Origin of the sequence: Streptomyces sp. NBC_00597, assembly GCF_041431095.1 — a bacterium.
Taxonomy (GTDB): domain Bacteria; phylum Actinomycetota; class Actinomycetes; order Streptomycetales; family Streptomycetaceae; genus Streptomyces.
Window position 1 is genome coordinate 444,469 of the sequence record NZ_CP107758.1, and the last position, 15,823, is coordinate 460,291.

2 pseudogenes are annotated in these 15,823 nt (G+C 68.3%); both read left to right on the forward strand.

Features of this window, described 5'->3' with window-relative positions:
- Positions 1 to 9 precede the first annotated feature (9 nt).
- Positions 10 to 12,441 (forward strand): annotated as a pseudogene (locus OG974_RS31780) (amino acid adenylation domain-containing protein); the annotation flags it as partial.
- Positions 12,442 to 12,489: 48 nt separating this feature from the next.
- Positions 12,490 to 15,773: pseudogene (locus OG974_RS31785) on the forward strand (amino acid adenylation domain-containing protein); the annotation flags it as partial.
- Between the last annotated feature and the right edge of the window lie 50 nt (positions 15,774 to 15,823).

The following is a 15,823-nucleotide window of genomic DNA, read 5'->3' on the forward strand; positions in this document are numbered from 1 at the left end:
GGATTTGAGATGAAGCGGTCGCGAATTGAAGACATCCTTCCGTTGTCGCCCCTGCAGGAGGGGCTCCTCTTCCATGCACAGTTCGACGACGAAGCCGCAGACACGTACGTCGTCCAGCTCGTCATCTCCCTGCGCGGCACGGTCGACGGACCTGCACTGCGCACGGCAGTGAACGAGGTGCTGACCCGTCACGCCAACCTCCGGGTGGGCGTACAGCACCGCAAGACGGGGCAGCCCGTACAGCTGGTGATGCGCGACGTCGAGGTCCCCTGGCAGGACATCGACCTCACCCACCTCGCGCACGAGCAGCGCGCAGCCGAACTCGAACGCATCCTCGCGGAGGACCGCGGGCGCCGGTTCGACCTGGGCCGGGCCCCGCTGATCCGCTGCGCCCTCGTCCGGATGGCCGAGGACGACTACCGGTTCGTCTGGGCCAACCACCACATCCTGCTCGACGGATGGTCGAACGCGGTCCTGTTCCAAGAGCTGTTCAAGCTCTACCAGAGCCGAGGCGAAGCCCGCCTCACGCCGGTCACGCCGTACCGCGACTACCTCGCCTGGACCGCACGGCAGGACGGCGAGAGCGCGCGCAAGGAATGGGCGGCCGCACTCGACGGACTCCAGGACTCCACCCGCCTCGTACCCAACCCGGGTACGAGCCCGACCGAATCGTTCCCGCAACGCGCCACCTTCACGGTCGACGAACGCCTGACAAGCGCCCTCGCCGAACTGGCACGCACCCGGAACCTCACCTTCAACACGCTGATGCAGGGCGCCTGGGGCATCCTGCTGGGACGTCTCACCGGTCTGGAGGACGTGGTCTTCGGCACCACGGTCTCCGGACGCCCCCCGGAGCTCCCCGGCATCGAGACCATGGTCGGGCTGTTCATCAACACCCTGCCGGTCCGGGTACGACTCGACCCCGCACGGACCGTCGTCGAGGCCCTCGCGCGGCTTCAGGACGAGCAGGCACGTCTGATGCCCCACCAGCACCTCGGGCTCGCCGAAATCCAGAAGGCCGCGGGACGGACCGACCTCTTCGACACCGTGGTCGTATTCGAGAACTATCCGGTGGACGAGGCCGCGTCCGCCGGACTCGGTGTGGACCTCCAGGTCGCCGACGTCACGGGCCACGACGCGACCCACTATCCGCTGAGCCTCATGGTCCTTCCCGGACGCGAGCTCGTCCTGAACCTCGACTACCGCGAGGACGCCTTCGACCGGGCGGCCGTCGAACAGCTGGCGGCGCGACTCGTCCGACTCCTCGAAGCCATCGCCGCCGCACCGGACACTGCGATCCGTGACCTCGACCTGCTCGGCCCGGCCGAACGGGAGCAGCTCCTCGCCCTGGGCCACGGAGCCACCACCCGGACCCCGCTCCCCACCGTGCCCGACCTCTTCCGGGCACAGGCGCAAGCCACCCCGGACGCCGTCGCCCTCACGGGCGGAGGAACGGAGATCACGTACGCCGAGCTGGACGCCCGGGCGGGCGCCCTGGCCCGCGAACTCGTCGCCCTGGGCGCGGGACCGGAACAGGCAGTCGCGATATGGATGGAACGCTCCACCGACCTCGTGGTCGCGCTGCTGGCCGTGCTCAAGACCGGCGCGTTCTACGTACCGCTGCACGACGGCTACCCGGCGGAGCGCCGCCGACTCGTCGTCGAGGACAGCCACGCCCGGCTGCTGCTGACGGACCGGCCGGAGGATGCGGCCGCATTTGCGGGCACGGCGGTCGTCGTCCATGCGGCGGACGGCACTGCGGCAGCAGCCGGCGAGGCCCGGAACGGCTCGGAGCCCCTCTTCGGTGCCCCCGCCGGTGCTGGCGCTCGTGCGGAGGCCGACGGCCTGGCGTACGTGATGTACACGTCCGGCTCCACGGGTGAGCCCAAGGGCGTTGCCGTCACGCACCGGGCCGTCGTCGACCTGGCCCTCGACCCGTCCTGGAAGAGCGGCCCCGAAGACCGCGTCCTCTTCCATGCACCGCACGCCTTCGACATCTCCGACTACGAGCTGTGGGTTCCGCTGCTCTCCGGGGCGCGGGTGGTCGTGGCTCCGACGGAGCCGATCGACTCGGCGGCCCTGAGGAAGCTCCTCACCCGGGAACGGATCACCTCCGTACACCTGACCGCCGGGCTCTTCCGCGTGATCGCCGAACAGGACGCGGACTGTTTCTCCGGCGTCCGTGAGGTGTTGACGGGTGGCGATGTGGTGTCGCCGGTGGCGGTGCGGCGGGTGGTGGAGGCGTGTCCGGGCACGGTGGTGCGGGTGCTGTACGGGCCGACGGAGATCACCTTGTGCGCGACGCAGTTCGAGGTTCCGGTGGGTTCGGTCGTGGGTGGGTCGGTGCCGATCGGTCGGCCGATGGACAACACGCGGGTGTACGTGCTGGACGGGGGGCTGTCTCCGGTTCCAGTGGGTGTGGCGGGTGAGTTGTACATTGCGGGGACGGGTGTGGCTCGTGGATATGTGGGGCGTGCGGGTCTGACGGCGGAGCGGTTCGTCGCGGACCCGTTCGCCACGGTGGCCGGGTCGCGGATGTACCGGACCGGTGACCTCGTGCGGTGGTCCGCGGACGGTGTTCTGGAGTTCATCGGGCGTGCTGACGGTCAGGTGAAGGTGCGGGGTTTCCGTATCGAGCCGGGCGAGATCGAAGCGGTGTTGGCGGATCACGGGCTGGTTGTGCAGAGCGCGGTCGTGGTGCGGGAGGACACGCCGGGCGACAAGCGCCTCACCGCCTACGTGGTGGCTACGACCGCGGACTTCGACGCTGCCGTCCTGCGCCGACACGTGGTGGAGCGGCTGCCGGACTACATGGTGCCCTCCGCGTTCATCACGCTGGACGCCCTGCCCCTCACACCGAACGGCAAGCTGGACCGGCGGGCGCTGCCGGCGCCGGAAGTCGCTTCCGGCACCACGTACAAGGGACCGCGCACGCCGCAGGAAGAGATCCTCTGCAAGCTGTTCGCCGAGGTCCTCGGTGTCGAGTCGGTGTCGATCGATGACGGCTTCTTCGAGCTGGGCGGCGACAGCATCCTGTCGATCCAGCTGGTGGCACGGGCCCGGGCCGCCGGCCTGGTCCTCTCCGCACGGGACGTGTTCGAGCGGAAGACGGTGGCAGCCCTTGCCGTCCGCTCCCGTCACACGGCCGACCCCGGCGCGGGCGGATTCACTCCTTCAGATCTTCCCCTGGTCTCCCTGAACCAGGCGGAGATCGGGGTGGTGGAGGGGCGGTGGAAGGACATCTCGGACGTTCTTCCGTTGGCGCCTCTGCAGGAGGGTCTGCTCTTCCACGCTCTCTACGACGAGCAGGCGCTGGACGTCTACACGACGCAGTTGTCTTCGCTGGTGGAAGGGCCTTTGGACCGTGCGGCGCTGCGGGCTGCTGCGTCCGTGGTCGTGGACCGGCACGCGAATCTGCGCGCGGGCTTCGCGTACGAGGGCCTGCGGCAGCCGGTCCAGATCATCCCCAAGCAGGTCGACGTGCCCTGGGAAGAGGTCGACTTCCGCGCGGCGGACGTCGTCGCCCAGGAAGCCGCAGTCGAGGCATGGCTTGAGCAGGACCGGACGCGGCGCTTCGACCTGTCCGCCCCGCCGCTGCTGCGTTTCACGCTGATCCGCCTCGGTGACCAGCGGTTCCGGCTGGTCTTCACCTGCCACCACCTGCTGCTGGACGGGTGGTCCCTGCCCGTGCTGATGCGCGAGCTGATGACCGCGTACGTACAGGGCGGCCGCGGTGACGGCCTGGCGCGGGTGACGCCCTACCGGGACTACCTGGCGTGGGTGGCGCAGCAGGACCGTGGTGCGGCGGAGGAGGCGTGGCGGCGCTCTCTTGCGGGTGTGGAGGAGGCGACCCGGCTCGCCCCGGTGCGTGCGGGTCGGGTACCGGTGGCTCCTGAGAGGGTCACGGTGCGTGTGCCGGAGGAGTTGACGGCTGCGCTGACGGCTGCGGCCCGTAGCTGCGGGGTCACGTTGAACACCGCGGTCCAGCAGGCGTGGGCGGTATTGCTCGGGCACATGACCGGCCAGGACGACGTGGTCTTCGGCGCGACGGTCGCCGGACGCCCGGCCCAGATCCCCGGCATCGAATCGATGGTCGGCCTGTTCATCAACACCGTGCCGGTACGGGTACGCCTCAAGCCTGCCGAGTCGGTACAGGAGGCGCTGGTGCGGCTCCAGGACGAACAGAGCGCCCTCCTGGCACACCAGCACCTCAAACTCACCGACATCCACAACCTGACCCCGGCCGACGAGCTCTTCGACACCGTCGTCGTGTTCGAGAACTACCCGGTCGAAGACTCGGCCGTGGAACAGGAGGCTTCCACCCTCAGCCTCACCCACGCCGAAGCACGGGATGCGACCCACTACCCACTCAGCCTGATGGTGATGCCGGGAGCCGGCATGCACCTGCGGCTCGACTACCGCCCCGATGCGTTCGACCGTCCCTCGGTGGAAGGCATCGCGGATCGCTTCGTCCGGATCCTCAAGGCGGTCGCGGCGAACGCCCGGCAGCTCGTCCGAGAAATCCCCCTGCAGAGCCAGGACGAACGCGAGCGGATCCTGACCGCTTGGAACGACACCGCGCATGCCGTGCCCGAGACCACGCTGCCGGATCTGTTCGAGCAGCAGGCCGCACGGACGCCCGACGCCCTGGCCGTCACCGGTGGCGGGACCCGGCTGACCTACGCGGAACTCAATGGGCGAGCGAACCGACTCGCCAGGCACCTCGCCGACCGGGGCGCCGGCCCCGAACGCCTCGTCGCCGTGGCAGCGCCCCGCTCGGTCGACCTCGTCGTCGCCCTGCTGGCCGTAGTGAAGACCGGCGCCGGCTACGTCCCCATCGACCCGGAATACCCCACCGAGCGCATCGCCCACATGCTCCGGGACGCCGACCCGGTCCTCGTCGTCACCCGGGCGGAAACGGCGGAGAAGCTGCCTGCGGAGGCCGCGGCCCACGTGAGCCGGCTCGTACTGGACGACCCGGCCACGCGGACCCTTCTGGAGGGCCAGGACCCCCGCGACCCCTCCGCCGAGGAGCGCCGCCCGAACCGCCTGCTTCCGCAGCACACGGCCTACGTGATCTACACGTCCGGTTCCACCGGACGGCCCAAGGGCGTGGCCGTCTCCCATGCCGCGATCACCAATCGCCTGCTCTGGATGCAGAACGAATACGGTCTGGAGCCGACGGACCGAGTCCTCCAGAAGACCTCGTCCGCATTCGACGTATCCGTGTGGGAGTTCTTCTGGCCGCTCGTCGTCGGCGCCGCACTGGTCGTCGCCGCGGGCGGAGAACACAAGGACCCCGCCGCCCTCGCCGAGCTGATCCGTACCGAAAAGGTCACCACCGCGCACTTCGTGCCGTCGATGCTGGGCGCCTTCCTCCAGCATCCCGACGCAGCCTCCTGCGCACCGCTGAAGAACCTCGTGTGCAGTGGTGAAGCGCTGTCCGTGGAGTTGAAGAACCAGGCGCTGCGCACGCTCGGTGGTTCCGTCCACAACCTCTACGGCCCCACCGAGGCCGCGGTGGACGTCACGTTCTGGGAGTGCAAGGCGACCGACGACACCGTGCCGATCGGGCGCCCGGTGTGGAACACGCGCGTCTATGTGTTGGATGCGGGTTTGTCGCCGGTGCCGGTGGGTGTGGCGGGTGAGTTGTACATAGCGGGTGCGCAGTTGGCTCGTGGGTATGTGGGTCGTCCTGGTTTGACGGGGGAGCGGTTCGTTGCGGATCCGTTCGCGGTGGTGGCTGGGTCGCGGATGTATCGGACCGGTGATGTGGTGCGGTGGTCTGCGGAGGGTGTTCTGGAGTTCGTGGGGCGTGCTGATGGTCAGGTGAAGGTGCGGGGTTTCCGCATCGAGCCGGGCGAGATCGAGGCCGTCCTGACCGGGCACGAATCGGTGAGCCAAGTCGTGGTCGTCGTACGGGAGGACCGTCCCGGCGACCGGCGACTGGTGGCGTACGCCGTGGCGGCGGATGACGATGCTCTCGACCCGGTCGTGTTGCGTGGGTTCGTGGGGGAGCGGTTGCCGGATTACATGGTGCCGTCGGCGTTCGTGGTGTTGGACGCGTTGCCGTTGACGCCGAACGGGAAGTTGGACCGTAGGGCGTTGCCGGTGCCTGAGGTTGCTTCTGGCGGGGGAGTGGGGAGGGGGCCGCGGACGCCGCACGAGGAAGTTTTGTGTGGGTTGTTCGCCGAGGTTCTTGGGCTTTCTGAGGTTTCCGTCGATGACGGGTTCTTCGAGTTGGGTGGCGACAGCATTTTGTCGATCCAGTTGGTGGCGCGGGCGCGGGCTGCTGGTCTGGTGTTTTCGCCGCGTGATGTGTTCGAGCGCAAGTCGGTGGCGGGTTTGGCCTCGGTGGTTGTTGTGTCCGAGGGTTCGGTGGTGGTGGAGGCCGAGGGTGCTGGGGTGGGTGTGGTGCCGTTGACGCCGGTGATGCACCAGGTTCGTGAACGGGGTGGCCCGTTGGCGGGGTTCTCGCAGTCGATGCTGGTGGGGGCGCCGGCGGGGCTGTCGTTGGAGGTGCTGACTGCGATGGTGGGGTCGGTCCTCGATCAGCATGACGGCCTACGGATGAAGGTCACCCAAGGTTCTAACTCTCACTCTGACTCTCACTCTGGCTCTGATTCTGGCTCTGATTCTGGTTGGGGTTCGGGTTGGGGTTTGGAGGTGTTGCCGTCGGGTGGGGTGGATGCGGCGGGGTGTGTGCGTCGTGTGGATGTGTCGGGTGTTGTGGGTGTCGGGTGGGAGGAGGTGGTGTTGGCGGAGGCGGTTTCGGCGCGTGAGCGTTTGGATCCGTTGGTGGGTGTGATGGTGCAGGTGGTGTGGTTCGACGCGGGTGTGGGTGTGCCGGGTCGTGTGCTGTTGGTGTTGCATCACTTGGTTGTTGACGGGGTTTCTTGGCGTGTGTTGTTGCCGGATCTCGCGGCGGCGTGGGCTGCGCTTTCGGTGGGTGGTTCGGTGGTGTTGGAGCCGGTGGGGACTTCGTTCCGTGGCTGGGCTGGTCATTTGGTGCGGTTGGCTGGTTCGGCGGAGCGGGTTGCGGAGTTGGGTTTGTGGCGGGAGATGGTGGCGACTCCTGGTGTTCGGGTGGGGTCTCGTGGTTTGGATCCGGCGCGGGATACCGCTGGGGCGGTGCGGGGTGTGGTGGTGGAGTTGTCGCCGGAGGAGACCCGTCCGTTGTTGGGTGATGTGGCTTCTGTTTTCCGTGCGGGTGTTGAGGACGTGTTGTTGGCGGCACTTGCGTTGGCGGTGACGCGCTGGCGTGGTGGTTCTGCTGGTGGGGTGTTGGTGGAGTTGGAGGGGCACGGTCGGGAGGAAGTGGTGGAGGGGGTGGATCTGTCGCGGACGTTGGGTTGGTTTACCAGTGCGTATCCGTTGCGGATTGATCCTGGGGTTTTTGATGCGGGTGAGGTGTGGGCTGGTGGTGCCCAGGCTGGTGTGGTGTTGAAGCGGGTGAAGGAGCAGGTGCGGTCGGTTCCTGACCGTGGTCTGGGTTTTGGTTTGTTGCGGTATTTGAATGCCGAGACGGGTGCGGTGTTGGAGCGGGGGGCGCGGCCGGAGATCGGGTTCAACTATTTGGGCCGGTTCAGTGTGGGGGGTGGTGGTGCTTGGCAGATCGCTCCTGAGTCGGTGGCGTTGGGTAGTGGGTTGGATCCGCGGATGCCGGTTCCGCATGCGTTGGAGATCAATGCGGTGGTTCAGGATGCTGCGGCCGGTCCGTGTTTGCAGGTGTCTTGGTCGTGGGTGTCGGGTGTGCTTGACGAATCTGATGTCGTCGAGGTGTCCGGGTTGTTCGTCGACGCCCTGAAGGCGATCACTCGGCACGCGGCCGATCCCGACGCGGGTGGATACACACCCTCAGATCTTCCCCTGGTCTCCCTGAACCAGGCGGAGATCGGGGTGGTGGAGGGGCGGTGGAAGGACATCTCGGACGTTCTTCCGTTGGCGCCTCTGCAGGAAGGTTTGCTCTTCCACGCTCTCTACGACGAGCAGGCGCTGGACGTCTACACGACGCAGTTGTCTTCGCTGGTGGAAGGGCCTTTGGATCGTGCGGCGCTGCGGGCTGCTGCGTCCGTGGTCGTGGACCGACATGCGAATCTGCGCGCGGGCTTCATCCACGATGGTCTGCGGCAGCCGGTCCAGGTCATTCCCCGGAACGTGGAGCTCCCCTGGGAGGAGATCGACTTCTCGGGCCTGGACTCCGGCCGTCAGGAGACCGCGGTTGCCCAGTGGCTTGCGCAGGACCGGACGCGGCGCTTCGACCTGTCCGCCCCGCCGCTGCTGCGGTTCACGTTGATCCGCCTCGGCGACCGGCGGTTCCGGCTGGTCTTCACGAGCCACCACCTGCTGCTGGACGGCTGGTCCCTGCCCGTCTTGATGCGCGAGCTGTTCGTTGCCTACGGCCAGGGCGGGCACGGCGGAGACTTGGAACCCGTCACTCCCTACCGGGATTACCTGGCGTGGGTGACGGAGCAGGACCGTGGTGCGGCGGAGGAGGCGTGGCGGCGCTCTCTTGCGGGTGTGGAGGAAGCGACCCGGCTCGCCCCGGTGCGTGCGGGTCGGGTACCGGTGGCTCCTGAGAGGGTCACGGTGCGTGTGCCGGAAGAGTTGACAGCTGCGCTGACGGCTGCGGCCCGCAGCTGCGGGGTCACGTTGAACACGGTGGTCCAGCAGGCGTGGGCGGTGTTGCTCGGGCACATGACCGGCCAGGACGACGTGGTCTTCGGCGCGACGGTCGCCGGACGCCCGGCCCAGATCCCCGGCATCGAATCGATGGTCGGCCTGTTCATCAACACCGTGCCGGTACGCGTACGCCTGAAGCCTGCCGAAACCCTGACCGACGCACTCGTGCGACTCCAGGACGAACAGAGCGCCCTCCTGGCACACCAGCACCTCAAACTCACCGACATCCACAACCTGACCCCGGCCAACGAGCTCTTCGACACCGTGATCGTGTTCGAGAACTACCCGGTCGAGAACGAAGCCTTCGAACGGGCGACGTCCGCCCTCACCCTCACCCACGCCGAAGCCCACGACGCCAGCCACTACCCGATGAATCTGCGCCTCCTGCCCGGGGACAGCGTCGAGATCCGCATGGAATACGGACCCGACCTGTTCACCCGTGCAGCGGTGGAGGAACTCGGCAGTCGGCTCCTCCTCGTTCTCCGGGCCATCGCCGAAACCCCGCGGACCCCCGTGGGCCGTGTCGACATCCTCGACGCACAAGAGCGTGAGCACGTGCTCTCCGCCCTGCACGGCCGCCGTGACGTGGCGGAGTTCCGCGACGTCGTGGACAGGATCAGGGACGTCGCCCGCAGGCAGCCGGACGCGGTCGCCGTCACGGACGATGACGGAGACGTCACCTACGAGGCCCTGATGTCCCGAGCGAGCGCACTGTCCAGGCGCCTTGCGGAACGCGGAACAGGAGCGGGAGCACTCGTCGGAATCCTCTCCGACCCCGGCGCGCCGTTCGTGTGGTCGGTGCTGGGCGTGTTCGGCAGCCGAGCGGGCTACATCCCGCTGGACCCGCACGCCCCGAATGCGCGGAGCGCGACGTACCTCACCGACAGCGGTGCGGACTGCCTGCTGACGGAGAAGAAGCACCTTGAGCAGGCGCACGCCATCGCGGCTGCGTCGGGCGGCAACGTCGAGGTCCTGGTCATGGGCGACGAACAGGACGGGGCCGAGTGGTACCCGAGCCGATCCAGGACGTACGACATCGCGTACTCCATCTTCACTTCGGGTTCCACCGGGCGACCGAAGGGAGCGATGGTCCACCGGGCCGGCATGGAGAACCATCTCCTGGCGAAGATCGAGGACCTGCACCTTTCCGCAGCGGACCACGTCATGCAGAACGCGCCGCTGACCTTCAACATTTCGGTCTGGCAGATGTTCGCCGCGCTGATGCTCGGCGGGCGGATCCGCGTCGTCGACCGGACGGTCGCAGCAGACCCCCGGGAGCTCTTCCGGCGCGTGACCGACGAAGGCGTGTCCGTCCTGGAGGTCGTTCCCTCGCTCCTCCGGGCCGCCCTCGACCTGTGGGACGCCGAGGAAGTGCAGCTCGAACTGCCGCGGCTCCGCTGGTTGGTCGTGACGGGTGAGCCGCTTCCGGGCAGCCTGTGCGAGCGATGGTTCGCGCGGTACCCGGAGATCCCGCTCGTCAATGCCTACGGATCGACGGAATGCTCGGACGACGTCTCGCACGCCGTCATCACGAGCGAGAAGTACGGTGCCGAGCAGAAGGTCACCATCGGCACCCCCATTCGAAACATACGGCTGTACATCCTGAACGAGGCTCTCCAGCCGGTCCCCCAGGGCATGCCGGGAGACCTGTACGTCAGCGGCGTGGGCGTCGGCCAGGGCTACATCGGGGACGCGACCCGCACGGCCGCCGCCTTCGTGGCCGACCCCTTCTCCGACGAACCCGGCGCACGGATGTACCGCATGGGCGACTACGTCAGGTGCCTCCCGGACGGCCGCCTGGAGTTCGTGGAGCGGCGGGACCACCAGGTCAAGATCCGCGGACAGCGGCTCGAACTCGGCGAGATCGAGATCTCCCTGGCGGAGCACGCCCTCGTGAGCCAGGCAGCTGTGGTCGTACGGGAGGACACCCCCGGCGACAAGCGGCTGGTGGCGTACGTGGTGCCGGGTGCCGGCGTGGCAACCGGCGCGCTCGACCCTGCTGTGCTGCGTGGGTTCGTGGCGGACCGGCTGCCGGATTACATGGTGCCGTCGGCTTTCGTCGTGCTCGACGCGCTGCCGTTGACGCCGAACGGCAAGCTGGACCGGCGGGCCCTGCCGGTCCCGGAGTACGCGGCGGGAGGCATGGGCCGTGGGCCGCGGTCGCCGCGGGAGGAGATCCTGTGCGGGCTGTTCGCCGAGGTCCTCGGCGTGGACGTCGTGTCGATCGATGACGGTTTCTTCGAGTTGGGTGGGCATTCGCTGCTGGCGACCCGGCTGGTGAGTCGGATCCGGTCCGTCCTCGGGGTCGAGGTCAGCATCCGGTCGTTGTTCGAGGCTCCGACCGTCGCGGGGTTGGTGGAGCGGCTCGACGAAGGTGGTCGGGTCCGGCACGCGCTGGAACGGCGGGTGAGGCCGGAGGTCCTTCCGGTGTCGTTCGCGCAGCGTCGTTTGTGGTTCCTGGGTCAGCTCGAAGGCGTGTCGGCGACGTACAACATTCCGCTCGTGCTGCGTCTGACGGGTGCGTTGGACGTGGAGGCGCTGCGGGCTTCGCTGGCGGACGTTGCGGGCCGGCACGAGAGCCTGCGGACGGTGTTTCCGCAGGTGGACGGGGAGCCGCGGCAGGAGATCCTGCAGGGTGCTGCGGGGGTTCCCGATGTCGTGGTGGAGTCCGTGCCGGCTGGTGGCGTTGCCGCAGCGGTGGCGGACGTGACGGGTGCCGGGTTCGATCTGGAGCGGGACCTGCCGTGGCGGGTGCGCCTGCTGGAGGTCACCGACGCCCCGGGCGAGTGGGTCCTGGTCATGGTGGTCCACCACATCGCAGCGGACGGCTGGTCGATGGCACCACTGGCCCGCAACCTTTCGCAGGCGTACGCGGCCCGGTCTCAGGGGCACGCCCCGGTGTGGCAGCCGCTTGGCGTGCAGTACGCGGATTACACGTTGTGGCAGCGCGAGGTCCTGGGTGACGAGGACGACCCGGAGAGCGTGATCGCGGCCCAGGTCGCCTACTGGAAGCAGGCCCTGGCCGACCTGCCGGAGCAGCTTGAGCTGCCGGTCGACCACCCGCGTCCCGCCGTCGCATCGCACGAGGGTGCTGCGGTGGACGTCCGTGTTCCGGCGGAGGTGCATGCGGGTCTGGTCGAGCTGTCCCGCTCCTGCGGGGCGAGTGTCTTCATGACGGTGCAGGCCGCGCTCGCGGTGCTGCTGTCGAAGATGGGCGCCGGCGAGGACATCCCGATCGGAACGCCGATCGCCGGCCGTACCGACGACGCGCTCGACGATCTCGTCGGGTTCTTCGTGAACACGCTGGTCCTGCGGACCGACGTCTCGGGCGACCCGACGTTCCGCGAGGTCATCGAACGGGTCCGGGAAGCGGACCTGGCCGCCTACGCCCATCAGGACGTGCCGTTCGAGCGACTGGTGGAGATCCTCAACCCCGCGCGTTCCATGGCCCGCCACCCCCTCTTCCAGGTCTTGCTCGCCTTCCAGAACAACACCCGCCCGGACCTCGACCTGCCCGGCATCCAGACCCAGCCGGAGCCTGCTGACGGGGTGGCCGCCAGGTTCGACCTGTCGTTCAGCCTGGGGGAGACCCACGGCACCGACGGGAAGCCCGCAGGTCTTGAGGGACAGCTGGAATACCGCACCGACCTGTTCTCGGAGGAGACGGGCCGAGGACTCGTGGACCGTCTGGTGCGGGTCCTCAAGGCAGTCACCGCCGATCCCGATGCGGCGATTCGCTCTGTCAGCGTCCTCGGTGTCGAGGAGCGTCGGCGGGTGTTGGTGGAGTGGAACGACACGGTTCGTGGGGTTCCGGATGCCACGTTGCCGGAGCTGTTCGAGGCGCAGGTGGCGCGTACTCCCGATGCTGTTGCCGTGGTCTGCGGTGGGCTTGAGCTGTCGTATGGGGAGTTGAACGCTCGGGCGAATCGTTTGGCCCGGCATCTGGTGGCGTGTGGTGCGGGTCCGGAGCGTCTGGTGGCGGTGGCTTTGCCGCGGTCAGTGGATCTGTTCGTCGCGTTGCTCGCGGTGTTGAAGAGCGGTGCGGGTTATGTGCCGGTGGACCCGGAGTATCCGGCGGACCGGATCGCGTACATGCTCACGGACGCAGAACCCGTGCTGGTGATCACTGATACGGACACGGCGGCTGTGCTGCCCCAGGACGTCGCCGCACCGCGCCTGCTGCTCGACGAGCCCGGAGTCCGGCATGCCGTTGCCGGCCGGGACGGCGCAGATCTGTCCGACAGCGATCGCTCGTATCCGGTGGCGCCTGCTCACCCCGCGTATGTGGTTTATACGTCGGGTTCGACGGGTCGGCCGAAGGGTGTGGTGGTGTCGCATGCGGGTGTGGCGAGTTTGTCGGGGACTCAGGTTGAGGGTCTGGGTGTGGGGTTGGGTGCCCGGGTTCTTCAGTTTGCTTCGGTGAGCTTTGACACGTCGGTCTGGGAGATCTGGATGGCGTTGTTGTCGGGTGCGGTGTTGGTGGTGCCGTTGTTGGAGGAGCGGGTCGCGGGTGAGGGGTTGTCGCGGTTCGTGGTGCGGCATGGGGTGACGCATGCGACGTTGCCGCCGGCGGTGTTGGAGGTGTTGGGGGAGGATGCTCTTCCTGCGGGTTTGACGTTGGTGTTGGCGGGTGAGGCGTCGTCGGCGGGGTTGGTTGGGCGGTGGGCTTCGGGGCGTCGGGTGTTCAACTCGTTCGGTCCGACGGAGACCACGGTGGACGTGACGTTGTGGGAGTGTCGGGCGGGCGATGGCACGGTGCCGATCGGGCGTCCGGTGTGGAACACGCGGGTGTATGTGTTGGACGCGGCGCTGTCGCCGGTGCCGGTGGGTGTGGCGGGTGAGTTGTACGTTGCGGGTGCTGGTCTGGCTCGGGGTTATGTGGGCCGTTCTGATCTGACGGCGGAGCGGTTCGTCGCGGACCCGTTCGCCACGGTGCCCGGCTCGCGGATGTACCGGACGGGTGACGTGGTGCGCTGGTCCGCGGACGGGGTCCTGGAGTTCGTCGGGCGTGCGGATGCTCAGGTGAAGGTGCGGGGCTTCCGCATCGAGCCGGGCGAGATCGAAGCCGTACTCGCTGGTCACGAGCAGGTCGCCCAGGCGGCCGTCGTCGTACGGGAGGACCAGCCCGGCGACAAGCGACTCACCGCCTACGTCGTACCGACACACGATGCCTCTGCACACGACGTGCCGTGGAGCGCCGTCACCGCTGAACTGCGCAGTCACGTCCGTCGAAGCCTGCCGGACTACATGGTGCCGTCGGCCTTCGTCGTGCTGGACGGTCTGCCGTTGACGCCGAACGGAAAGCTGGACCGACGGGCCCTGCCGGCCCCCGAATACACGCCGGACGGTTCGGGACGGGCACCGCGGACCCCGCAGGAGGAGATCATGTGCGGTCTCTTCGCCGAGGTCCTCGGCGTGGAGTCGGTGACGATCGACGACAGCTTCTTCGACCTCGGCGGACACTCCTTGCTGGCGACCCGGCTCGTACGGCGGATCCGCACGGCACTGGGAGTGGAAGTCACCGTCCGGTCGCTGTTCGGCGCACCCACCGTGGCTCTCCTGGCGACGGAACTCGCTTCAGCAGCGACGGCGAAGGCGCGTCCCAAGCTGCGACGTATGCGCCCCCTTCCGGAAGACGGCGAATGACGCCGCTTTCCACATGAGTGGCGAGAGTGGCGGGGCCTGAGGAGGGCTCCACCGGCCCCGCCGGCTCGCACGTTCTTCATGTAATCCGCTGCCTGGATGGGCGGTGTACCCCCTCTGTGTGAGGGAGCAAGCGAAAGGTCGTTCCTGTGATTCCGGTGTCGTTCGCGCAGCGTCGTTTGTGGTTCCTGGGTCAGCTCGAAGGCGTGTCGGCGACGTACAACATTCCGCTCGTGCTGCGTCTGACGGGTGCGCTGGACGTGGAGGCGCTGCGGGCTGCGCTGGCGGACGTCGCGGGCCGGCACGAGAGCCTGCGGACGGTGTTTCCGCAGGTGGACGGGGAGCCGCGGCAAGAGATCCGGCAGGGTGCTGCGGGGGTTCCCGATGTCGTGGTGGAGTCCGTGCCGGCTGGGGGCGTTGCCGCAGCGGTGGCGCAGGTGACGGGTGCCGGCTTCGACCTGGAGCGGGACCTGCCGTGGCGGGTGCGCCTGCTGGAAGTCGCCGACGCTCCCGGCGAGTGGGTCCTGGTCATGGTGGTCCACCACATCGCGGCCGACGGCTGGTCGATGGCGCCGCTGGCCCGGGACCTTTCGCAGGCGTACGCGGCCCGACGTCAGGGGCAGGCCCCGGTGTGGGAAGAGCTTGCGGTGCAGTACGCGGATTACACGCTGTGGCAGCGCGAGGTCCTCGGCGACGAGGACGACCCGGACAGCGTGATCGCCGCCCAGGTCGCCTACTGGAAGCAGGCCCTGGCCGACCTCCCGGAGCAGCTGGAGCTCCCGGTGGACTACCCCCGCCCTGCCGTCGCATCACATGAAGGTGCTGCGGTGGACGTGCACGTACCGGCGGAGGTGCACGCGCGCCTGGTGGAGCTGTCGCGCTCCAGCGGGGCGAGCATGTTCATGACGGTGCAGGCCGCGCTCGCCGTCCTGCTGTCGAAGATGGGCGCCGGCGAGGACATTCCGATCGGGACTTCGACCGCGGGCCGTACCGACGACGCCCTGGACGACCTCGTCGGGTTCTTCGTGAACACGCTGGTCCTACGGACCGACCTCTCGGGTGACCCGACCTTCCGGCAGGTCCTCGAACGGGTCCGGGAAGCCGACCTCGCGGCGTTCACGCACGAGGACGTGCCGTTCGAGCGGCTGGTGGAGATCCTCAACCCGGTACGCTCCATGGCCCGCCACCCCCTGTTCCAAGTCATGCTCACCTTCCAGAACGTCGCCGAGCCCGATCTCGCTCTGCCGGGGCTGAGCGTCCACCCCGAGCGCACGGCGGCAACGACGGCCAAGTTCGACCTGTCGTTCACCCTTGGTGAGTCGCATGCAGCGGACGGCATGCCCACCGGTCTGCGAGGACGGCTCGACTACCGCACCGACCTCTTCGCGGAGGGCACCGCCCAGAGCCTCGCGGACCGTTTGGTGCGCGTCCTCGAAGCGCTCGCTACCGCACCCGACCAGCCGATCCGGAGCGTCAGCGTCCTTGCCGCTGACGAGCG